Origin of the sequence: Citrobacter enshiensis (assembly GCF_029338175.1) — a bacterium.
Taxonomy (GTDB): Bacteria; Pseudomonadota; Gammaproteobacteria; order Enterobacterales; family Enterobacteriaceae; genus Citrobacter_D; species Citrobacter_D enshiensis.
In genome coordinates this window covers 4,147,830-4,169,720 of record NZ_CP119862.1, presented here as the reverse complement: position 1 = coordinate 4,169,720, position 21,891 = coordinate 4,147,830, and the positions used below count along the sequence as shown (strand labels likewise).

The window sequence follows — 21,891 nt, the reverse complement described above, 5'->3', positions numbered from 1 at the left end:
GCTTTCCTGTCACAGGGTGATCCCCCAGCGGAAAGGATCGTCTGCATTGAGGATCAAACGGTTGTCGCCGCACACCCACGCTTCACCGCGGATCGTCGGAATGACCTGAGCGCCTTTGCGGATAAAACTTGCCGTAAACTGACTGCCGATGATGCTCGCCTGTCGCCAGATTTCTCCGGGCTGCAGTTTGCCGTCATCGGCGAGGCAGGCCAGTTTGGCGCTGGTGCCAGTGCCGCACGGCGAACGGTCCCACGCTTTTCCTGGACAGAGGACAAAGCTGCGACTGTCGGCAAGATCGTCACTGGCAAACAGCTCAATATGATCGATAACGCCGTCATTTTCGCCGCGGATCCCCGCCGCTTCCAGTCCTTCACGGATGGCCCACGCAAAATCGGTGAGGGCGGGGATCTGCTCTGGCGTGATATCGAAGGGATGATCGTTAACGAGGAAAAACCAGTTGCCGCCCCAGGCGATATCGCCAGTGACGGTGCCGTGTTGCGTGACCACGCTGACCTGTTTACGCCAGCGATACGACGGCACGTTTTCAACCGACACGCTGCCGTCGTCGTGGAGGGTGGCGGTGACATCGCCCACCGGGGTTTCAATGCGGTGCTGACCGGGTTTGATGCGCCCAAGCCAGGCCAGAGAAGCAATCAGCCCTATCGTGCCGTGACCGCACATATTCAGGAATCCGGCGTTGTTGAAAAAGACAACCCCGGCGGTGGCCTCGGGGGCGACGGGTTCGCACAGCAGCGCGCCAACCAATACATCATTTCCGCGAGGCTCCAGAATGATGGCTTTGCGCCACGCATCGTAGTCTTTGGCAAAGCGCTCCCGACGCTGCGCCATCGTGCCGTTACCGAGATCCGGAAAACCCGCAACCACCAGGCGCGTCGGTTCGCCGCCGGTATGTGAATCAATCACCCTGAGTTCGCTTTCCTGCTGTGTCGTTGTCATGAGCTCTCCGAAACGTTAAATGTTTGTTTCTAAATGCTGGCGCAACCCTGACGTTCCGGCTTGACTGCTTTCACCACCTGAGATGACGAAATCAGCACAGTGCATCCGCGTGTTTTTGCATGATTTTCATATTTATTTCTTATTAATCATTTTCTTATGTCTGTGGTAAACCAAAGAACGCCTCTGCGCCAGTGCGTGAAACAGGGGAAATCGTAAACCACAGGCAGGATCGCAAAACGCATCACTGGCGCTTGATGAGTTAACAAAAAGTTAATAAATATCCCTCGTCACTTATTGTGAGGAAGCGTTATGTCCTGTGCTTATGAAGAGGTGTCGGGGAAAGCCCCGGCGCAAGAGGTGGGGATGGAGGTGGGTGAACTCAGCCAGATATGCGAAGGGCTGGCCCGCCAGCGCCCGGAAAACATCCAGACCTTGCTGAATGCGATGGCGCTGATTGCGCCATTACTCAACGCCATTCCTAACGTTGTCTTTTTTATCAAAGATGTGCAGGCAAGATACCTGCTGGTGAATATGACGCTGGCCCGTCGCTGCGGGTTCAAGAATGTGGTTTCGTTGCTGGGGAAAACCTCGGCGGATGTGTTTCCTTCTGCGCTGGGACAGGGTTATACCGAGCAGGATCTGCGGGTTCTGCGCGACGGTGTGACGCTGCGCGATCAGCTGGAGATGCATCTGTATAACGGTCGCGAGCGGGGCTGGTGTCTGACCCAGAAGCTGGCGTTGCGCGATGTTCATGGGCGGGTGATCGGTATGGCCGGGATCTCCCACGATCTGCTGGAGACGCAGGCGCGGCATCCCGCATGGCAACGGCTGGCGATCGTGGATGATCATATCCGCAAACACTACCACCGTCCGATCGCGATGGAAGAGTTGACCATGTTGAGCGGGATGTCGGTGGCGCAGATCGAACGCTACTGCAAACGCATTTTTCACCTGACGCCGCGTCAGATGATCCACAAAGTCCGCCTCGAAAAAGCCACCGAGTTACTGGCTGGCAAGACGCCCATCACCGATATCGCATTGCAATGCGGCTATACCGATCACAGTGCTTTTAGCCGCCAGTTCAAAGCGATGACCGGCTCTACGCCACGGGATTTTCGCCTGACGCTGGCAGGCTGATCCCCGGTTTGCGACCTCCCTCAGGGAAGAGGGGAGAATCGCCACTGTGCTAATTTCGTCATCCTTGCAAAGGAAAACCCACAAGCCGCCGAACGCCTTAGCCGTCAATCTGTCAGTGAATATTCACCATTCATTCACCAATGTTTAACAAATTGACGACAAGGAATCGATCATGAGCAAAAAAGCTATTCACTGGAGCGGCGTATTTCCGGCAGTCAGCACACAGTTTCGCAGCGATTACTCACTGGATTTGGACGCCACCCACACGGTGATGAAAAACCTGGTCAAGGATGGTGTTTCAGGCCTGGTGGTTTGCGGCAGCGTCGGGGAGAACACCTCACTGACCACCCAGGAAAAATTACAAATTATCGAAGTGGCGAAAGACGCCGCTGGCGGCAAAATCCAGTGATTGCCGGGGGTGGCGGAATTCACCACCGCGTTTGCCCAGAAGATGGCGAAAGAGGCTGAGAAAGTGGGCGTCGATGGCATTATGGTGATGCCTGCGCTGGTCTACTCTTCAAAACCGCATGAAACTGCCGCCCACTTCCGCAGCGTCGCGACCGCCACCGACCTGCCGATTATGGTCTACAACAACCCGCCGATTTACAAAAAACGATGTCACGCCAGACATCCTGGCAACCCTCGCCGACTGCGACAACATCGTCTGTTTTAAAGACTCCTCCGGCGATACCCGTCGCTTTATCGATCTGCGTAATGCCGTGGGCGACCGCTTTGTACTGTTCGCCGGGCTGGACGATGTGGTGGTGGAGAGCATTGCGGTGGGCGCTGAAGGCTGGATCTCCGGGATGTCGAACGCCTTCCCGCGTGAGGGCGAGACGCTGTTCCGTCTGGCGAAACAGCAACGCTATGAAGAGGCGATGGCGCTGTACCGCTGGTTTATGCCGGTGCTGCACCTCGATGCGCGTCCGGATCTGGTGCAGTGCATCAAGCTGTGCGAAGAGCTGCTGGGTCGCGGTAGCGCCGTGACGCGTCCGCCGCGCCTGGCGCTGGAAGGTGAAACGCGCGCGCAGGTGGTGGCGGTGGTTGAACAGGCGCTGGCAACCCGTCCTCAGCTGCCGGATGTCGGTCTCTGAACGCAGGAGTGAACATGACATTACGACAGCCTGAACAGGGCTTGCAGTTTATTGCCGGTCAGCGGGTTGGGGGTGGCGATGCCACCCTGCTCAGCCTGCGCGCTGAAGATGGCGAAGCCACCGGTTATCGTTTCCTGTCGGCCACCCGCGAGGAGGCCGCACAGGCGGCGCTGGCGGCAGAACAGGCATTTGCGGTGTATTCACAGACCTCGCCTGAAGCACGGGCGCGGTTTCTGGAGGCTATCGCCGGTGAACTGGACGCGCTGGGCGAGGCGTTCTTTGCCATCGCGCATCAGGAAACGGCCTTGCCGCTGGCGCGTTTGCAGGGCGAGCGGGCGCGTACCCAGCGGCCAGTTGCGGATGTTCGCCGGGGGTACTGCGTCGCGGCGATACGCATGGCGTGCGCATTGATACGGCGTTACCTGACCGCCAGCCGTTGCCGCGTCCGGATTTGCGCCAGTATCAGATGGCGCTCGGGCCGGTTGCCGTCTTTGGCGCCAGTAATTTTCCGCTCGCCTTTTCGACCGCCGGAGGCGACACCGCTGCGGCGCTGGCGGCAGGCTGTCCGGTGGTGGTGAAAGCGCATCCTGGTCATATGGCGACGGCGGAATACACCGCACTGGCGGTGTTGCGCGCGGCAAACGCGTGCGGCATGCCGGCAGGCGTGTTCAATATGATTTTTGGCACCGATATCGGCGCAGAACTGGTGAGCCATCCGGCGATTCAGGCGGTCCGGTTTTACCGGTTCTCTGCGCGGTGGGAAAGCGTTGCAACAACTGGCGCAGCAGCGCCCGCAGCCGATTCCGGTGTTTGCGGAGATGTCCGCCATTAATCCGCTGATTGTTCTGCCTCAGGCGCTGGCAGAAAATGCCGAAACGCTTGCCAACGATCTGGTGGCCTCGTTCACGCTGGGCAGCGGTCAGTTTTGTACCAAGCCCGGCTGATTCTGGTGATGCAGGGGGAAGGGGAGAGGCCGTTTCTCCGACGTGTTAGTGGAAGCGGTGGAGCGTGCTCCGGCGCAGGTGATGCTCAATGCCACGACGCTTGCGCATTATCAGCAGGGTCGTTAGCGCGCTGGATGCCCACCCGAATATTCAACGTATTGCGGGCCGTAATGAGAACGTCGTTGGACGCGCGCAGGGCACGCCTGTACAAAGCCCCTGCTTCGCTGCTGCTGGCGAAAGATCCGTTGTTGCAGGAGGAGGTCTTCGGGCCGCTGGCGGTGCTGGTGAGCGTGGCGGATGAGGCCGAGCTGTGCGCCATTCTGCGGGTGATCCAGGGACAGCTCACCGCCACGGTGCATGCCGAAGCGGATGACCGACAACTGGCGGCGCGACTGTTGCCGATGCTGGGTGAGAAAGCCGGGCGCGTACTGTTTAACGGCTATCCCACCGGTGTGGAAGTGTGTGACGCGATGGTCCATGGCGGTCCGTGGCCAGCGACCACCGATGCGCGCGGCACGTCGGTTGGCAGCAAAGCCATCGAGCGTTTCCTGCGCCCGGTGTGTTTGCAAAACGTCCCTGGCGCGCTGTTGCCGCCTGCCGTGCAGGATGCCAATCCATTAAACCTGCTGCGCCTGGTGAACGGGCAGTGGACCCGGGAAGCGATTTCCCCCTCTGTTAACTGAAGGGCACAATCATGACGATTCACTCTACACCTCAATCTCAGACCCGGGTTGTTGAGTCGGGGAAATTTAAAAAGCAGCTGACGTTAACGGATCTGACGTTTATTGGACTGGGGGCGATTTTTGGCTCTGGCTGGCTGTTTGCCGCCAGCCATGTCGCCTCGATTGCCGGACCTGCCGGTATCGCATCGTGGGTGATCGGCGGTATCGCCGTGTTGCTGCTGGGCATTGTTTATTGTGAGTTAGGCGCGGCGTTGCCGCGTGCCGGTGGCATTATTCGTTACCCGGTGTTTTCTCACGGCGAGCTGATGGGGTATCTGCTGGGTTTTATTACGCTTATCGCGTTTTCCAGCCTGATCTCCATCGAAATCGTCGCGGCGCGTCAGTATGCCGCGGCCCGGTTCCCGGCCTTGACGCAGCCTGGTTCCAGCGACCCGACGTTGCTCGGTTGGGTGGTGCAATTTTTGTTGCTCTGCTTTTTCTTTGCGCTGAACTACTACAGCGTTAAAACGTTCGCCCGCTCGAACAACATCATCAGCGTACTGAAATTCCTCGTGCCGCTGGTGGTGGTGATCACCCTGTTTGCCTTCTTTAAACCCGAAAACCTGCACGCGCAGGGGATTGCGCCGTTTGGCATGTCGGGCGTAGAGGCGGCGATAAGCGCAAGGCGGGATAATCTTCTGCCTATCTGGGGGCTAACGCCGATTATCTCCGTTGCCAGTGAAGTGCAAAACCCGCAGCGAACCATTCCGGTGGCGCTGATTTTGTCGGTGGTGCTTTCGACCATTATCTATGTGCTGCTGCAAGTGGCGTTTCTGGGCAGTATCCCGACTGAGATGCTGAACGGCGGCTGGGCGGAAGTCAGTAAGCAGTTCTCTTTGCCGTATCGCGATATTGCTATTACGCTGGGGATGGGCTGGCTGGCGTTTATGGTGGTCAGTGACGCGATTGTCTCCCCGAGCGGAACCGGCAATATTTATATGAACGCGACGCCGCGCGTGATTTACGGTTGGGCGAAAGCGGGCACCTTCTTTAAAGCGTTTACCCACATTGATAAAGAGTCCGGCATTCCCCGTCCGGCGTTGTGGCTGACGTTTGGTTTATCGATTTTCTGGACGCTGCCGTTCCCGTCATGGGAGCAATTGATCAGCGTCGTCTCCGCCGCGCTGGTGCTCAGTTACGCCATTGCGCCGGTGACGGCGGCAGGGCTGCGCCGGAATTCGCCGGATTTACCGCGTCCGTTCCGTGTTCGCGCATTTCATATTATCGGTCCATTGTCGTTTGTGATCTCCGCGCTGATTGTCTTTTGGTCCGGGTTGGGAACGCTGTCGTGGTTGTTGGGGCTGCAGATCGTCATGTTCGTGGTTTATGTGCTGTGTAAATCCAAAGTGCCGGTGCATACCGTCAGTCTGGCGCAGCAGGTGAAGTCTTCGCTGTGGCTGGTAGGGTTTTATGCGCTGATTATGCTGTTCTCCTGGTTAGGCAGTTTTGGTGGTACAGGGGTGATTGGCCATCCGTGGGATACAGTGATTGTCGCGGTGATGTCGCTGGGAATTTACTACTGGGGCGAGCGGACTTGTCTACCACAAGCTAACTTTACTGGAGACGAAGAAGAGTAAAGGAGAAGGTAATGACAATGGTAAACCTCTCGTTAACAGAGGCTTACTCGCTGGCACATCAGGTGCTACGCGGGAATGGATTCAGTGAAGAACATGCCGCTGTTGTGGCGCGCAATGTGACCAACGGGGAGCGCGATGGCTGCGCTTCCCACGGTTTATGGCGGTTGTTGGGGATTGTCGACACCTTACGCAAAGGTAAAGTGTCGCCAGACGCTGTGCCGGTGGTGACCGACAGCGCCCCGGCGATTGTGAAGGCGGATGCCGGCGGCGCGTTTTCGCTGCTGGCATTTGAACAGGCGTTACCGTTATTGATTGAGAAAACACGGCATTGCGGTATCGCGGCGCTGGCTATCAATCGCTGCGTTCATTTTTCGGCGCTGTTTGCCGATATTGAACCGCTCACGGACGCCGGACTGGTGGGGTACGCCTGCACGCCAAGTCACGCCTGGGTGGCACCTGCCGGGGGCACGCGCCCGCTGTTTGGCACTAACCCTATTGCGTTTGGCTGGCCGCGTGGCGAAAGGCCGCCGTTTATCTTTGATATGGCCACCAGCGCGGCGGCGCGGGGAGAGATCCAGCTTCATTTACGCGCCGGAAAACCGATCCCCGAAGGCTGGGGGGTAGACAGCGACGGGCGGCCCGTCAACCGATCCGCAGGCGGTGCTGGATGGCGCGATGCTGACCTTTGGCGGGCATAAAGGCTCGGCGTTTGCGGCGATGGTCGAACTGTTGGCTGGACCGTTGATTGGCGACATGACCAGTGCGGAGTCGCTGGCCTGGGATGACGGTGCCGGAGGACTACCTTATGGCGGCGAACTGATCCTGGCGTTCGATCCGACACGTTTTCTGGGTCAGGAGGCGCATGTTCATCTGGCGCGGGCGGAAACGCTGTTTGATGCGATGCAGAGTCAGGGGGCGCGTTTGCCTGGCGAGCGACGTTTTGTGGCGCGGGCAAAGGCCGAGCAGGAAGGCGTGGTCATTACCCGTACGTTGTATGATGACATCTGCGCACTCAGGTAGAGTCATCAGGCGGTAGTCTGTCATGGCGTTTTTTGCCAGCATTTTGCACAAAATACCTGTGACAGACGTCGCTATTGCATAAAGTTTTCTCATTCCAGGCCGACAACCAGAGTATCTGTCTAGCGGAATGAGAAAACATGTTAAAACGAATTAAGATTGTGACCAGCTTACTGCTGGTGTTGGCAATATTTGGCCTTTTACAACTGACCTCGGGCGGTTTGTTCTTTAACTCATTGAAAAATGACAAAGAAAACTTCACCGTTCTACAGACCATTCGCCAGCAGCAGTCCACGCTGAACTCCAGCTGGGTTGCGCTGCTACAAACACGTAATACCCTCAACCGGGCGGGTATCCGCTACATGATGGATCAGACAATATCGGCAGCGGCGCCACCGTTGTCGATCTGATGCAGATTGCGAGCACGTCCCTGAAGCAGGCGGAAAAACACTGGGCCGATTACGAAGCACTGCGCGCGATCCGCGTCAGAGCGAGGCTGCGGCTGTCGAGATCAAACGGTAGCTACGATATCTATCACAATGCGTTGGCGGAACTGATCCAGTTGTTGGGCTCGGGTAAGATCAACGAGTTCTTTGATCAACCGACGCAGGGCTATCAGGACGGTTTTGAAAAACCGTATACGGCCTATATGCAGCAGAACGATCACCTGTATGACATTGCGGTTGAAGACAATAATAGGCTCCTACAGCCAGGCGATGTGGGTGTTGGTTAGCGTGTTAATCGCGGTGCTGCTGGTGATCGTCGCCGTCTGGTTCGGCATTAAGTTCTTTAATCGAACCGATGAACCGCCTGATCGAGAGCATTCGTCATATCGCCAGTGGCGATCTGGTGAAGCGTATTGATGTAGAAGGCTCTAACGAAATGGGGCAACTGGCAGAAAGCCTGCGCCACATGCAGAGCGAGCTGGTGCATACCGTCGGCGATGTGCGCAACGGCGCTAACGCGATTTACAGCGGTGCCAGCGAAATTGCGATGGGCAACAACGATCTTTCTTCCCGTACTGAACAGCAGGCTGCCTCCCTGGAAGAGACTGCGGCCAGCATGGAAGAACTGACGGCCACCGTGAAACAGAACGCCGAGAACGCCGTCAGGCCAGCCATCTGGCGCTGAGCGCCTCAGAAACCGCGCAGAAGGGCGGTAAAGTGGTGGATAACGTGGTGCAAACCATGCGTGATATCGCCTCCAGTTCGCAGAAAATTGCCGATATTATCAGCGTGATCGACGGTATTGCTTTCCAGACTAACATTCTGGCGTTGAACGCGGCGGTAGAAGCGGCGCGTGCGGGCGAACAGGGCCGTGGCTTTGCGGTGGTTGCCGGGGAAGTGCGCAATCTGGCGCAACGCAGTGCTCAGGCCGCGCGTGAGATTAAGAGCCTGATTGAAGACTCGGTCAGTCGTGTGGATGTCGGTTCGACGCTGGTTGAGAGCGCGGGCGAAACCATGGATGAGATTGTCAACGCGGTCACCCGTGTCACCGATATCATGGGCGAAATCGCTTCTGCGTCTGATGAGCAGAGTCGCGGTATCGACCAGGTCGGTCTGGCTGTCGCAGAGATGGATCGCGTGACGCAGCAGAACGCCTCGCTGGTGGAAGAGTCCGCCGCTGCCGCAGCCGCGCTGGAGGAACAAGCCAGTCGTCTGACCCAGGCAGTCGCCGTATTCCGTATTCAGCAGGAACAACAGCGTTCTCGTGACGTTGCCGCCGCGAAAAGCGTTTCTGCGCCGGTACCGCCGCGCAAAGCCGCTGTTACCGATGCCGGTGAGAACTGGGAAACGTTTTAATCGTGAGTTGTCGCGCCCTGTTGAGCAGGGCGCGACACGTTTTTACAGCGCGGGCAGGAAGGTTGTCAGAGCCGGAATAAACGTCACCATCAGCAACACGACAATCAGTGCCGCTAACAGCGGTAGCACTTCACGCAGAAAATCAGCAATTTTTGTTCCCGTGATGGAGGTTGCAACGAACATTACCGTTCCCATGGGTGGCGTCAGGCAACCGATGGCCAGGTTGAGGATCATCATCACGCCGAAGTGAATCGGATCGATGCCCAGCAAGCGTACGGTTGGCATTAATAGCGGAACCAGTACGATGATGGCGGCATTCCCTTCAATAAACATCCCCAGAAACAACAGAACCAGGTTCACAATCAGCAAGAAGATGTAAGGATTATCAGAGAATCCAGTCATCACCACGGCCAGATCCTGCGCAATCTGTTCGTTCGTTAACACCCATGCCAGCGCTGAGCAGGTCATGATGATGAGCATTACACTTGCGGTTGAGCGCGCCGTTTCCAGTAACGATGCCGCGATATCTTTCATCGTCATTTCACGATAGAAAACGGCTCCGATAATAATCACAAACACAACGGCAATTGCGCCTGCTTCTGTTGGGGTAAAGATCCCAAAACGGATCCCACCGATAATCACCAGAATCAAAAATTAATGCTGAGGTGGCGCCCTTTACCCGCCTCCCACAGCTCGCGGCATGTCGGGCCATGGGCTCTGGCGGGGAGATAGCCGCGTTTTTTCGAGATTAAATAGATCGTGAACATCAGTGCGACGCAGCACAAGAGTCCCGGAACGATCGCGGCCATAAACATTTTTCCGATGGAGACATCGGCAACAAAACCGTAAATGATCAGGGCGATTCCCGGGGGGATGATCGGCGTGATAAGCGACCCGGCAGCGGTGACGGCGGTAGAAAAACTTCTGCTGTAACCGAGTTTAGTCATTTCCGGCACCAGCATTTTTGACAACATCGCGCAGTCAGCCAGGTTAGATGCCGACAGACCTCCCATCATAGTACTGAGCAGGACGTTGGACTGGGCGAGCCCACCCGGATAGTGGCCGGAGAGCACACCGGTGAATCGCAACATACGGTGCGTAATACCGGTGTAATTCAGTAGGTTACCAAGCAGAATAAAGAACGGGATTGCCAGTAAAGTGACGTTTTCTCCAGCGCCGATAATACGTTGAACAGCGATCAGCGGTGAAATGTCGCCTGCCATATAAAAGTAAGTCAGTATTGCGACCAGTACGCTGATGAATATCGGCGTATTCAGAATAAACAGAAACAATAAGACAATACACGCGATCGCTACTGACATACGACCTCCCTGCGTTTCAGTTTTTGAATGTCTTGCCAGAGGTGTTGTAGGCAAAACATCACCATGATCCCAGCGCCTGTCGGCACAGCAAAATCGATGTACAGATAGGAGACCCCAAGAATAGGGGTGATTTTATCGACGGCGATAAGTGACAGCTCATAGCCGAGATAGCCAAATGTAGACAGTGAGACAATGGCAATCATGTGGGTGATGATGGCGCAGGATAAACGCCAGTTTTCCGGCAGCATGGAGGTGAAGGCATCAATACTGACGTGCATACGATGGCCCATTGCTGAGGCCGCACCGATCATAATCAACCAGATGTAACAGATGATCAGCGCTTCCTCACCCAGATCAGTGGGGCGTTAAGCAGCCAGGCGCATCAGGACGGCCACCGACCGTAATGAGCACAATCCCACCTGCCAGCAGGCAGGCCAGAATATCGCTGAATTTATTGAGAAACCGAAACATAGTCATTCCTATACGGGCGATACTTTTTTCAGGGAAAGGGAAACGCGCAGGCAGTGCGCTGCGCGTGTTCTCCGTTACTGTGCAATGATTTCCTGTGTTTTTTCATACAATCCTGGCGTCCATTCCGGGAATTTTGTGTAGAACGGTTTTGACGCTTCGCGGAACAGATTACGGTCAACTTCCACCACAGTGACGCCTTCTGTCTTCATCTTCTCAATCAGTTCTTGTTCTTCCTTCTGAACGAGCTCAGTCAAGTATTTCCCTGCTTGATCGCCGGGAGTTCACCAGTGCGGCCTGAATTTCCGGCGGCAGTTTTTTGTAGGTATTGCTTCCCATCACCAGGTTAGTCACGTTTTCGACATGGCCGGTGAGGATCAGGTATTTAGCCGCTTCATGATGTTTTTGTCCGTACAACACCGGAATCGGGTTTTCCGCGCCATCAATAACTTTCAGATTCAGCGAGGTGTAGACTTCGGCGAGAGGGAGTGGCGTTGGGGTTGCGCCCATCGCTTTCATGCCTTCGATTTGAATGCGATTGTTCGGTACGCGAATTTTGAGGCCTTTCAAATCTTCCGGTTTGGTGACCATTTTGGTGGTCAGCATATGGCGTGTACCGTAGAGCCAGTCTTTAGAAACGATGTGCAGACCTTTAGCATCCAGTTTGTTTTCCAGATCCTTGTACCAGTCTGACTGGTTGAGTTTAAAAATATCTTTATAGCTATTGCCGACGTAAGGACCAAACATAATGCCGAAATCAGGCACATAGTCAGAGAAGAATGCGCCATCGGCGAGGGTCATCAGTGGACTACCCAGTTTGTTCATTTGCTCAATGACATCCTTTTTCGAGCCTAATTGTGAACTGGGATAAGCAATGAGCTCGCCTTTACCGCCGGTTTGTTCATTAAATAAGCGTGCCCATTCACGGATCGCCTTATCAAAAGGTTCTCCTGGATTATTTTCGTAGGCAACTTTCAACGTATATTCGGCAGCGGCTATCGCAGAATTGCTAATGAGACAGTGGCGAGTATAGAGCCAACAGCGAATGCTAGTAACGTATTTCTTTTTTTAGACATCAGACTCATTATTACTCTCCGTTTTTTTAGTAGGTACTGAGGATGTTATTATTTTGCCCGGGTTTTCCGGGATGTATTACAGAGTTTCTAAACTATTTATTATTATGCGTATTGATTGTCTTAAAATGTTTATCAGAGCCTAAAGTGTCTTATTAATGGATAGTTATTTTTATTAAGGAATTGTGGCTACGGTAATGATTTGCTGTTTTTAATCGGTTTTTAAAATCTCACAGAGTGGCTGCTCGTCGTATTGATGGAGTGGATCATGGTCTGCCGGGCGGTGTTGCAGATGCTGACGTAATGCGGCTGTGGCGCTGAGGTCGTTGCGACAGATGAGGGCGCTGAGAATGGTCATATGTTCATTGACGGCGACGATATTCCTTTGTTTGAGATCGCTCTCATCCCATTGATAGTGAAAGTGAAAAATAACAGAGATAATCTCCAGTGATTGATCGAAAAGACATTTTCGGCGGCGCTGAGAATCAGATTATGAAAGTCCCGTCCAGCACGGAAAACATGCGATAGTTGTCGCTGATGGTTGTCGCGTAATGCGCCGGTGGACGATCGAGTAAATCTCCGCGCTTTCTGCCAGCGGATATCCCGTAACCGGCAGATTGAGAAAGTGTTGCAGGGGCGTGGGGGTCTCCAGCATTTCCCGTATTTCGGAAAAGCTGTTCCGGCATAGCGTTGACTCGAACTGTTGCATAACGCACAGGACCACGTCGTTCGCTGATAATCAGATTGTAACGCCCGAATTTCTAAAAGATATTCCCGCACAACGACCGGGCTGACGCCGGCTGCGCGCGCCAGCTGCAGTTCGGAAAATGTCTCGCCTGCGCGTAGCTGGCGTTGGTTAATCATGGTGAAAAAGGCGTGCTCGAAAATGCGGTTTTGCTCAGCCAGCGAGGCGGTGGTGCAGGCGAAACCGTCGTCATTATTGGGTTTACGGGCGATCACATAGTCGCTGCCAACCGGTGTCAGTACGCCGCATTCGCTTAAATGGCTCAGCATATGGCGCACCGTAGTACGGCTGATGTTGTACATCTCCGCCAGTGCGCTTTGTGAGGGGAGCGGGGAGGGGATATGGCCGCGAGCCATATCATCGATCATCTGGTTAATGACGTTGTGACGTAAATTTTGCGAGCGGCTCATTGGTCTCTCCTTTTTGCGCGTATTAAAACCCGATTTAAAACATTTTTATGCGTCGGCATTCACAAATTACGTTTCCTGTCTCTTCGATATTTTTATTTTCATCGATATCTGATGCAACGAAAAACAGGAGAGTTGAATCATGTCAACGATGAATGTGCTGATTTGCCAGGAACCTAAGAAATTAAATTGGGAAGAACGTGAAATTCCTATTCCTGGTGAAGGGGAAGCATTAATAAAAATTAAATCCGTAGGGATTTGTGGTACCGATATTCATGCCTGGGGAGGCAATCAACCCTTTTTCAGTTATCCCCGCGTGTTGGGCATGAAATATGTGGCGAAATTGCCGGGTTAGGTAAAAATATTTCGCATCTGAAAATGGGTCAACAGGTCGCAGTGATTCCCTACGTGGCGTGTCAGCAATGTCCGGCGTGTAACAGCGGGCGTACCAACTGCTGCGAGAAAATTTCGGTAATTGGCGTGCATCAGGATGGCGGCTTTAGCGAGTATTTGTCTGTACCTGCGACTAACCTGCTGGCGGCGGACGGTATTGATCCGCAGGCGGCAGCACTGATTGAGCCCTATGCCATTAGCGCGCATGCGGTACGTCGGGCGGCGATTGCGGCTGGCGAGCAGGTACTGGTGGTGGGCGCAGGTCCGTTAGGGCTGGGGGCGGCGGCCATCGCTAAAGCCGACGGCGCGCAGGTGGTGGTCGCTGATACCAGCCTGGCCCGTCGGGAGCATGTGACCTCTCGGCTGGAACTTCCGGTGATTGATCCGTCTGCCGATGATTTTGACGCACAGCTACGCGCGCAATTTGGCGGCTCCCTGGCGCAAAAGGTTATTGATGCGACGGGGAATCAGCATGCGATGAATAACAGCGTTAACCTGATTCGCCATGGCGGTAGCATTGTTTTCGTTGGGCTGTTTAAGGGGGACTTGCAGTTTTCCGACCCTGAGTTTCACAAAAAAGAGACCACCATGATGGGCAGTCGTAACGCCACGCCGGAGGATTTCGCCAAAGTAGGGCAGCTGATGGAGGAAGGTAAGCTGACCGCAGACATGATGTTGACGCACCGCTATCCCTTCACCACGCATGGCGGAGATCTACGAACATGATGTGGTTAACAACCTCGAGCTTATCAAAGGCGTGATTACTTTCTGATAGGGATATAGCAATGAAAACATTGAATCGACAGGATTTTCCTGGCCACAACTACCCGACGAAAGTGATCCAGTTTGGCGAAGGCAATTTTCTGCGGGCGTTTGTAGACTGGCAGCCGGATGTTCTCAATGAGACAACGGATCTGCAGGCGGGCATCACCCTTGTCCGTCCTATAAACCACTGATTTTCCACCGTCGCTCAATACCCAGGATGGACTGTACACCACGGTGATCCGTGGCCTGATATGAGCAGGGCGAGGCCGTCAGCGACGCGCGTCTGATCCGCTCGGTGAATAACGAGATCAACCCGTATCAGGATTTTGCCGGGTACCTGGCGCTGGCGCATAACCCTGACATCCGCTTTGTGTTTTCTAACACCACTGAGGCGGGGATCGGCTATCACCCAGGCGACAGTATCGATGATGCCCCGCCGGTGAGTTTCCCGGCGAAACTGACACGTCTGTTGCTGGAGCGTTTTAATCACTTCAACGGCGCGCCAGACAAAGCTGGGTGATGATTCCCCCTGCGAACTGATCGGACTATAACGCGATGCCACTCAAGGCGTAATTCAGCGTTAATGCGCAGGAGTGGGTCAGTTGTCTCCGGCGTTTCTCGACTGGCCTGGAAACCGCAAACACATTTTGCTCCACGTTGGTGGACAGGATCGTGACCGGCTATCCGCACGAGGAGGCGCCAGCGCTGGAAGCACAGCTGGGGTATCACGATGCGTTTCTCGACACCGCCGAGCATTTTATCTGTTTGTGATCCAGGGACCGGCCTGGCTGGCAGAGGCGCTGAAATTAACGAAAAGTTCGCTGAATATTCGGCATTGTTGCCGACATCAAACCGTTATAAAGAGCGTAAGTCGCCATTCTCAACGGCGCGCATACCGCACTGGTTCTGGTGGCGTGGCTGTGCGGGTTGGATACTGTCGGCGAGGCGATGCAGGACGAGGATGTGCGTCGCTTTGTGGAAAAGGCGATTCACCAGGAGATTATTCCGGTCCCTGGACTCTGCCCGCCGCTGACACCTGCGTGAATTTGCCGATGCGGTGACAAGGACGTTTCCCAGAATCCCGTATATCCGCCATCAGCTACTCTCTATCGCGCTCCAACGGCTATGACGAAATTCCGCACGCACGTATTTTGCCCTCAGTTGCTGCAGGCCAGCAGAGCAATACCTATCCCGTGCGGCTGACGTTTGCGCTTGCGGCGCTGATTGCATTTTACCGGGGCGAACGGCGGGAGAGACGTATCCCGCTCCTGGACCGATGAACCAGTGGCTCACACGCTATCAACAGCTGTGGCCGCGTAGTGGGTGCAGATCTGACGTTACCAGGAACTGGTCGATGCCCGTACTCAGCACGATAAAGCGCATTGGGGCGAGGACTTTAACGTTGTTGCCAGGGCTTACCGCCCAGGTGACGGTCTCGCCCTGGAAAATATACTGTTCAGGGGATGCGTCAGGCGGTGAAAGCGCTGGATTAAGGTTGCCATGCAGCGCCCGGAGCCGTGTTGGGCGCTGTTTTTTTCACCGATAAAGAGAGGCCCAGTGGCGTGACGCTTATCGGGCCGATGCTCTCCACACGGGGTTATCCTTCGGCATTGATCACTTTGATTTCCACCATACCTATCCCCAGTTTACGCGGCGAGTGCCCCAGAATGTTGCCCTCGTTGGTGGATTGCGGGTCGGGTGGCGCGATCACCAGCGTGCTGGCCGCTTCCGGATTGTCAAAATGCAGTGTGGTCGTGGTGACATCGTTACCTAACCGCAGTATCTGTTCTTCTTTGCCCACACGTACCGGAATGGGGCGATCGGCGTTCGCGCCGTAGGCTTTGGCGGTGATCACCAGATCGAATTTTTTGGGCAACGGCGTCTTGTACTCGATTTTGACCTCTTCTCCCAGTTGCGCGTTGGACCAGCGCCCCCAGGATTCCGGGCGAGAGATGCCGCTAAACTGCTTCACTTCTTCCGGCGCGCCGGCGACGTTAAAGACGAAACTGTCCGCTTTGTAGCGAATATCGTTATCGACGATTTTCAGCGTATCTACGTTGCCTTTATAGCGTTCCATATCGATGATGGTGTTCTTAAACGCCGTCTTGCCTTCCACTGTGCTTTGTTCACGTGCTGTACGACTTGTTCTCCGCCCAACTGGCCCTGCGAGACACACCAGTCGGTGGAGAGCGCCAGTTCCGGCGACCACAGTTGCGCCATTTTGTAGCAGCGGTCGACCCAAACAAAGTTGTCGCGTGGGGCGAAATCCGCCAGCTGAAAGCGTAGCGGCGCGGAGTATTCGCTTTCTGGCAGCGGTTCAACGCTGATTGTTTGAGACGCGCAGCAGCAGCGGCAAACGGAAATGGCTGCCCGAGAAGGCGATCATGCTTTTATCCTGATCGATGGTGAACGTTTTCATCTCTTTGGGGAAATTCCACAAGCGGATGATGTCGGGTTTCCACGCCAGAACTTTTCTCTTTAATGTTTCAGGAATACCAGCGACATGGATTCGCCGGACAAGCTGCTGCGCCCGAGTCCAATAAAGTTATCCCCGCCGAGAATATCGAGCACGGTCGCGCCGTTTATCCATCGTGTTGCGTTTGACCGCCAGCGTCTCTTGCTGAGGCTGGTCGCCGCGCAGAACGAAAAACAGGTTGCTGCGATCCTGCTTATTCAGGTACTTCCATGCGGTGTTGTTCATCGCCAGATGATCGGAAGAGACGACGATGACGGTGTCTTTAAACCACGGCGATGCTTTGATTCTATTGATAAACTGGGCGATGTTTTCCTGGCTGCAGCTGACGGCGCTAAATGACCTGGGTTTGGGCTTGCGTCGAAGTCGTAGCGTTTACGTTGCAGGTGCGCTGAGATAAATCCATCCGGGTGATGGGTGTGCGACGGTCAGCTGTAAACAGCGAGAAACGCTGGCCGGAGCGAGAGAGTTCTTCAAACTTTTTCCATGCCTCGTCGAGTACCGTATCGTCGTAGAAACCCCAGTCATTACGATACGTTGGGTCCGCGACCACGGTTTTTAACTCTTCGGCACCGTAGAGATGATCGAAGCCGTGGGATTTCAGGAACACATCTTTACCTGCAAAACGCAGGTTCGCGCCCTGAACAAAGTAGTTCTGGTAGCCGGAGTTCTTCAGGATATCGCCAAGGCAGATATTTTGTGGGAAGAAGCTCGAAACCGATGCCGAGGCGTTGCCTTCAAAGGGCGCAAACAGGGGAATTCCGCACTGAGAGGCCACCATCCCGGCAATGGTGTAATCCGTGCCCGGCAATTGCATGGTTTGACTGAAATCCAGCCCTTCGTTTTTCAGCGCGCCCAGTTCTGGGGTGAGATCCGGGAAGGCATCATTGTCAAAATAGGTGCGTTCGAGGCTTTCGCCGTAGATATAGACCAGATTCAGTTTGGGGTTGGGGATCGTTTTCGACGGCTCTTTGTAATAAGCCGTGAAATCAGGATCGCCATCGCGGGACTGCGATTTCACCAGTTCGGTAATCTGACGAAACGCCGGGCTGGCGTCTACCGAACCCAGCGCCAGCAGCAGTGCCAGCAGGCTATAACCTACGTGGTGAGGATGGTGCCGACGGCGGCGAAGAATCCAGCCCAGCGCACCAAAAACCAGCGTCAGCGCAAGAACGATCCCCGCGCCCGGAAGAAGGTATTTACTGACGCCTGCGCCCGTCAGGCTGTTGGTCAACGTGTAGAGCACACGCATCGTTAATGCCGTCACCGGTAAAGTAGTCGCTGGCATAAAGTGTAATGTTCAGGACAACACATAAGCCAAGCACCGTCAGAGTGGCTGCAAACCACCAGGTGTTACGACCCGCTTTCCAGGCATAAATCAGCACAGAGGCGAGAAACAGGGCGATGGACAGTAATTCAGACAACTAACGATCCTCAGTTATAGCCTGCTCCTCCCGGCTAAATATCAGGAGGGCTAATCTTTTTCGGGGTTATACAATGTAATTGCGATGTTACACTGCTGCAATTCTAGTGACATTAAATTACGTTGTTATTCAGAATTGGTTTAGAAAGCGTATTTTTTGATCGCCATCACTTCGCGTGATTCCGGCGAATATCAAGGGGTGAGGGGAGAAAAGAGAGGGATTAAGGCCGCGTTTCTTGCACAAGCGCTAAAACGCGGCGTGTGGAGCGATCAGGAAATGAAACTCATGCCTTGCTTAAGTACCAAATCGCAGGCTTTGGTTTTGACTTGCTCCGCCAGCGGCGTGCTGCCGATGTTGCTCAGATTCAACTGCTGGCCATCTTTGGTGTTCAGCAAACCCTGAATACCGTCCATATAGTTGGTATCCTGTTTTTGCTCGTTTGCGCTCAAGCCCAGTTTATCCAGAACCTGATTTTTGACGTTTTCCGCATCGGTCGCGACGGCGAGTTTTTGTTTGGCGCAATACTGCAAAATCCCCGCCGCGTTGTTCATGTTGCTGGCGCTCAACGCGTCAGTGCTGCCATTTAACAGACTGGTGAGGGAGGAGAGCGACGTGCTGCTCTGCTCTGAACTGGTGCTTTTGCTGAGTTCGTTGGCCGCGCTGGAGAGTGAATCCTGCCAGGAGGATGCGAAAATGCTGGTGGAGATGAGTGCGCTGGCGGCAATCGCGCAGCGCAGAATGCGTTTTGTTGTTTTCATAATGGTAACTCGTATGTGCCTTTTCAGCGAAAGTATAGCGCTGCTAGTATTAAGAATGGTCTTAATACTCTTTTCCGGTCACACGGCTACGATAGCTATCCCAGTTGAAATTTACCCACAAAACTGTTGCCCAAACGCATACGATCCATCACACGCTCGCCGAGCAATTTGCTCATCTCTTCCATGTTGCTGTTGGTCAGCATGCCGGTAGGGCGTTTTGAGGAATGAGCGACGATCGACGATCTGATTGATGATCACTTTTTCGTAACGGGACTCGGTTTGCACGCCAATCTCGTCGATCACCAGCAGATCGACGTTGCTCAGGTCGTTGAGTAACTGTTCTTCACTGGTTTCACGATTCGTGAAGGTCTCTTTCATCGCTGACATAATATCGGCGACGGTAATGATCAGGGACTGATTTTCCCCGCAGGAGCAACTCGTTGCAGATCGCCGCCGCAAGGTGGTTTTTCCCGGTGCCGGGCTTACCCGAGAAGATAAAACTGGCGATGTTGCCATCGAACTCTTCTACATACTGTCGGGCTTTGCTGAGCGCATTCATTTGACCGTCGCACTCGAACCCGATAGTTCTCGAAAGAGCAGTTTTGATGCAATGGGCGGATCCCGGAACGGTTGAATGTGCGCTGCATCTTCATCGCCCGGTTTTCACGGGCCAGCGCGGCAGCGCGAATTTCACCTTGTTCTTTTGTCCATGCCAGCAGTTCTTCGCCTGTTTTAAACGCAGGTACTACGTTCGCCGGCATCATTTTTTGCAGACGTTTCATCAGATCGCCAACGTTTTTCATCGTTACCCTCTAAATCCCGGTGGAATGTGGTTGTCAGGTTCGCTAATGCTATTCACATCACGTTTGGGCATTCCGCCATTACTGGAGCGGCCAATCTGGAGACTGCGCGCCAGCTTTTGTGCTGCCACTGAACATGGTTGAAAGACTTTGCCTTCCGCCTGCCAGTAAGCCACAAATGACGCCAGCTCTTCCGCTGTCGCCGGCTCGCTTAACGCGACGCCCCATAATGCCGCCTGACGCTGGAAGTCGGCGTCCGGCTGCCAGGCAGGATACATCGCAAATTTCCCCATCGGTACCGCAACGGGCGTGGCCTGCGGCTCTTCGTAAAACTGCGCGTCCAGCGTAATGTCGCTTCCCGGGCGCGACAGTTTTTCTTCAAGCGCCAGCAACTCTGCCAGGCGGGCAGGCGTGACGGCATAAAATGCGGGCACATTATTGGCAAATACGCGACCGCGCCGTCAGCCGATTTTTGCCAGCACGAGCGTTGTGATCGTGGACTAATGCGTCCAATACCGATGACGTCCGGGGTTAAAATTCTGCAAGACATAATGTTTCTCAATACGGAACAACAACCGAGAAGGGAGACTGTTTTTATAGTAACACACCGATGACCAGAAGCGGCAGGGAGGCGGGATGACCGCCTCTTATTCGCCAGGTGATACCAGAAGAGGGGGAATCAAACGCGTGGGCGTTTGCGGTACAGCCAAAGCCCCGGCACGGAAAGCCCGATGGAGAGCGCGCCGACAATGGATGAGGCTTTCAGAAAATTGGTCAGCAAGGTGATCATCAGAGGATCGCTGTAGCCAAAATGACCGATCTTAACGGCGGAAATCATCGCCGTGTAGGCGGAGATCCCCGGGAAACATAGGGATAACGGCCGCCACGGTGAAGACCTTCGGGTGCGCCAGATACCAGCGCGACCACTGGATTCCGATACTGCCGACCAACAGCGAGGCCATAAAGGTCGACCATTCAATGTTAAACCCGGCGGTCATCATCGCCATCCGCGACCCGTGTCCCCAGTGCACCCAGCAGGGCGCACCAGGGCAGCGCCCGGTGTGGGACGTTAAAGACCATGGCGAACCCGACGGCAGGGATTGCCGACAAAATCATGTCCTGCACGAGAGCAAGAACGAAATCGATCACACCCATCCGCGAAGCCCCCACAGCGTTAAAGACATCACGACGCCCACACAGGTCGCCAGCGTCAGCAGGCTGGCGATCGCCCAGCGCGCCAGCCCGGTATTAATGTGGCCCTTAAACATATCGGCGACAGAGTTAATCAGTGGAAATCCCGGTACCAGCAGCAGTACGCTGGCCGCCATCGCGATGGTCGGGGTTTGGCTGAACGTGTCCAGACGCAGTAACAGACCGGAGATGGTCGTGGCAACAAAGGCGGTAATACAAAAGTTGATTTGCGGATGGAGATGTCGGTGCGCCAGAAACTGACGGATATACATGGCCACCATGCTGGCGAAAAAGGTGATCACCGCGCCGTCCCATCCGCCCTTATTCAGTTTGCAGAAACAGGCGCAGGAAAGTCCGACCATGAAAGCCACCAGCCATCGCGGATAACGTAACGGTCTGATTTGGCTAAAACGCTTCTCGACCCCCCGGCAGTCCAGGAGTTTGTGCTCGGCCAGAATCACAATGTGTTGAACTTCCGTGACAACGTGCATATTAATGCCACGATCCTGATTCTTCCGCGTCGACGTCAGACAGTGACCGTCTTTAATGGTGGTGAGAACGATGGCGTTAGAAGAGATGGCGCTTTCTACGCTGTCCATCCCTAGCGCCAGACCAAGACGCGTGGAGAGTTATCATCAACCAGTGCGCTTCTGCTCGTGCTGCAATAAAAAAAGCCCGCATTGAATGCATAACCGTGTAACCGTTCGTTGTAACAACTGCTCTGTTTGCATGACTCGCCCTGATTGAAAAGACGGGTAAAAATGACAAAGTCTTCTTTGTAACACGAAGTATGAGTCCATTGGCTCTGGCCAGGATCAATCT

General features: G+C 54.6%; 15 protein-coding genes and 10 pseudogenes. 12 read left to right on the top strand and 13 right to left on the bottom strand.

What is annotated here, in order from left to right; genetic code table 11:
• Window positions 1-9: 9 nt before the first annotated feature.
• Window positions 10-957 (bottom strand): 4-hydroxyproline epimerase, encoded by a 948-nt coding sequence (locus P2W74_RS19835; protein WP_276292920.1) that lies wholly within the window; start codon window positions 955-957, stop codon window positions 10-12.
• Window positions 958-1,266: 309 nt separating this feature from the next.
• On the opposite strand from P2W74_RS19835, the gene P2W74_RS19830 reads away from it, so the two are divergent.
• The 9 genes and pseudogenes from P2W74_RS19830 (at window position 1,267) to P2W74_RS19790 (ending at window position 9,250) form a co-directional block, all read left to right on the top strand.
• The gene (locus P2W74_RS19830) at window positions 1,267-2,094 is read left to right on the top strand and encodes a helix-turn-helix domain-containing protein (protein WP_412767201.1); all 828 of its coding nucleotides are present in this window, start codon (window positions 1,267-1,269) and stop codon (window positions 2,092-2,094) included.
• A gap of 172 nt (window positions 2,095-2,266) precedes the next feature.
• Window positions 2,267-3,188: pseudogene (locus tag P2W74_RS19825) on the top strand (dihydrodipicolinate synthase family protein).
• 14 nt (window positions 3,189-3,202) lie between these two features.
• A pseudogene (locus P2W74_RS19820) lies at window positions 3,203-4,815 on the top strand (aldehyde dehydrogenase (NADP(+))).
• An 11-nt stretch (window positions 4,816-4,826) separates the two neighbouring features.
• Window positions 4,827-6,431, top strand: coding sequence for an APC family permease (locus tag P2W74_RS19815; protein WP_276292919.1), 1,605 nt, complete (start codon window positions 4,827-4,829; stop codon window positions 6,429-6,431).
• An 11-nt stretch (window positions 6,432-6,442) separates the two neighbouring features.
• Window positions 6,443-7,451, top strand: a pseudogene (locus P2W74_RS19810) (Ldh family oxidoreductase).
• 137 nt (window positions 7,452-7,588) lie between these two features.
• The gene (locus P2W74_RS19805; RefSeq protein WP_276292918.1) at window positions 7,589-7,858 is read left to right on the top strand and encodes a Tar ligand binding domain-containing protein; all 270 of its coding nucleotides are present in this window, start codon (window positions 7,589-7,591) and stop codon (window positions 7,856-7,858) included.
• Window positions 7,858-8,181 carry a Tar ligand binding domain-containing protein gene (locus P2W74_RS19800; RefSeq protein WP_276292917.1) on the top strand — a complete coding sequence of 108 codons (324 nt, stop codon included), beginning with the start codon at window positions 7,858-7,860 and terminating at the stop codon, window positions 8,179-8,181. Before P2W74_RS19805 ends, P2W74_RS19800 begins: the two co-directional genes overlap by 1 nt.
• Window positions 8,182-8,249: 68 nt before the next feature.
• A complete protein-coding gene (locus P2W74_RS19795; RefSeq protein ID WP_276292916.1) occupies window positions 8,250-8,579 on the top strand; it encodes a HAMP domain-containing protein in 330 nt (109 codons plus the stop codon).
• Window positions 8,580-8,611: 32 nt separating this feature from the next.
• On the top strand, window positions 8,612-9,250 hold the full coding sequence (locus tag P2W74_RS19790) for a methyl-accepting chemotaxis protein (protein ID WP_276292915.1): 639 nt from the start codon (window positions 8,612-8,614) through the stop codon (window positions 9,248-9,250).
• A 42-nt stretch (window positions 9,251-9,292) separates the two neighbouring features.
• On the opposite strand, the gene P2W74_RS19785 is transcribed toward P2W74_RS19790, so the two are convergent.
• The 6 genes and pseudogenes from P2W74_RS19785 to P2W74_RS19760 form a co-directional block, all read right to left on the bottom strand.
• Entirely contained in the window at window positions 9,293-9,892 is a 600-nt protein-coding gene (locus P2W74_RS19785) for a TRAP transporter large permease subunit (RefSeq protein WP_276295233.1), read from the bottom strand.
• Between the two features lie 5 nt (window positions 9,893-9,897).
• A complete protein-coding gene (locus tag P2W74_RS19780; RefSeq protein ID WP_276292914.1) occupies window positions 9,898-10,572 on the bottom strand; it encodes a TRAP transporter large permease subunit in 675 nt (224 codons plus the stop codon).
• Window positions 10,563-10,883, bottom strand: coding sequence for a TRAP transporter small permease (locus P2W74_RS19775; RefSeq protein ID WP_328517916.1), 321 nt, complete (start codon window positions 10,881-10,883; stop codon window positions 10,563-10,565). Before P2W74_RS19775 ends, P2W74_RS19780 begins: the two co-directional genes overlap by 10 nt.
• A gap of 234 nt (window positions 10,884-11,117) precedes the next feature.
• Window positions 11,118-11,297: a hypothetical protein gene (locus P2W74_RS19770; RefSeq protein ID WP_276292912.1), complete on the bottom strand. Its 180-nt coding sequence runs from the start codon at window positions 11,295-11,297 to the stop codon at window positions 11,118-11,120.
• Entirely contained in the window at window positions 11,290-12,018 is a 729-nt protein-coding gene (locus P2W74_RS19765) for a C4-dicarboxylate TRAP transporter substrate-binding protein (protein WP_276292911.1), read from the bottom strand. Before P2W74_RS19765 ends, P2W74_RS19770 begins: the two co-directional genes overlap by 8 nt.
• Window positions 12,019-12,335: 317 nt before the next feature.
• Window positions 12,336-13,268 (bottom strand): annotated as a pseudogene (locus P2W74_RS19760) (GntR family transcriptional regulator).
• Between the two features lie 139 nt (window positions 13,269-13,407).
• Here P2W74_RS19760 and P2W74_RS23680 point away from each other — a divergent pair.
• From P2W74_RS23680 to P2W74_RS23670, 3 genes and pseudogenes are all read left to right on the top strand, one after another.
• Window positions 13,408-13,745: pseudogene (locus P2W74_RS23680) on the top strand (alcohol dehydrogenase catalytic domain-containing protein); the annotation flags it as partial.
• On the top strand, window positions 13,746-14,384 hold the full coding sequence (locus P2W74_RS23675) for a zinc-binding dehydrogenase (protein ID WP_412767246.1): 639 nt from the start codon (window positions 13,746-13,748) through the stop codon (window positions 14,382-14,384).
• A 59-nt stretch (window positions 14,385-14,443) separates the two neighbouring features.
• Window positions 14,444-15,969 (top strand): annotated as a pseudogene (locus P2W74_RS23670) (tagaturonate reductase).
• A gap of 51 nt (window positions 15,970-16,020) precedes the next feature.
• Here the strand turns inward: P2W74_RS23670 and opgB are convergent.
• From opgB to P2W74_RS19710, 6 genes and pseudogenes are all read right to left on the bottom strand, one after another.
• Window positions 16,021-18,320 (bottom strand): annotated as a pseudogene (gene opgB / locus P2W74_RS19735) (phosphatidylglycerol--membrane-oligosaccharide glycerophosphotransferase).
• Window positions 18,321-18,589: 269 nt separating this feature from the next.
• A complete protein-coding gene (locus tag P2W74_RS19730) occupies window positions 18,590-19,081 on the bottom strand; it encodes a YjjA family protein (RefSeq protein ID WP_276295232.1) in 492 nt (163 codons plus the stop codon).
• Window positions 19,082-19,139: 58 nt separating this feature from the next.
• A pseudogene (dnaC, locus tag P2W74_RS19725) lies at window positions 19,140-19,881 on the bottom strand (DNA replication protein DnaC).
• 2 nt (window positions 19,882-19,883) lie between these two features.
• Entirely contained in the window at window positions 19,884-20,312 is a 429-nt protein-coding gene (gene dnaT, locus P2W74_RS19720; RefSeq protein WP_412767200.1) for a primosomal protein DnaT, read from the bottom strand.
• A 245-nt stretch (window positions 20,313-20,557) separates the two neighbouring features.
• Window positions 20,558-21,033, bottom strand: a pseudogene (locus tag P2W74_RS19715) (threonine/serine exporter).
• A pseudogene (locus P2W74_RS19710) lies at window positions 21,024-21,800 on the bottom strand (threonine/serine exporter family protein). Before P2W74_RS19710 ends, P2W74_RS19715 begins: the two co-directional pseudogenes overlap by 10 nt.
• Window positions 21,801-21,891: the final 91 nt, after the last annotated feature.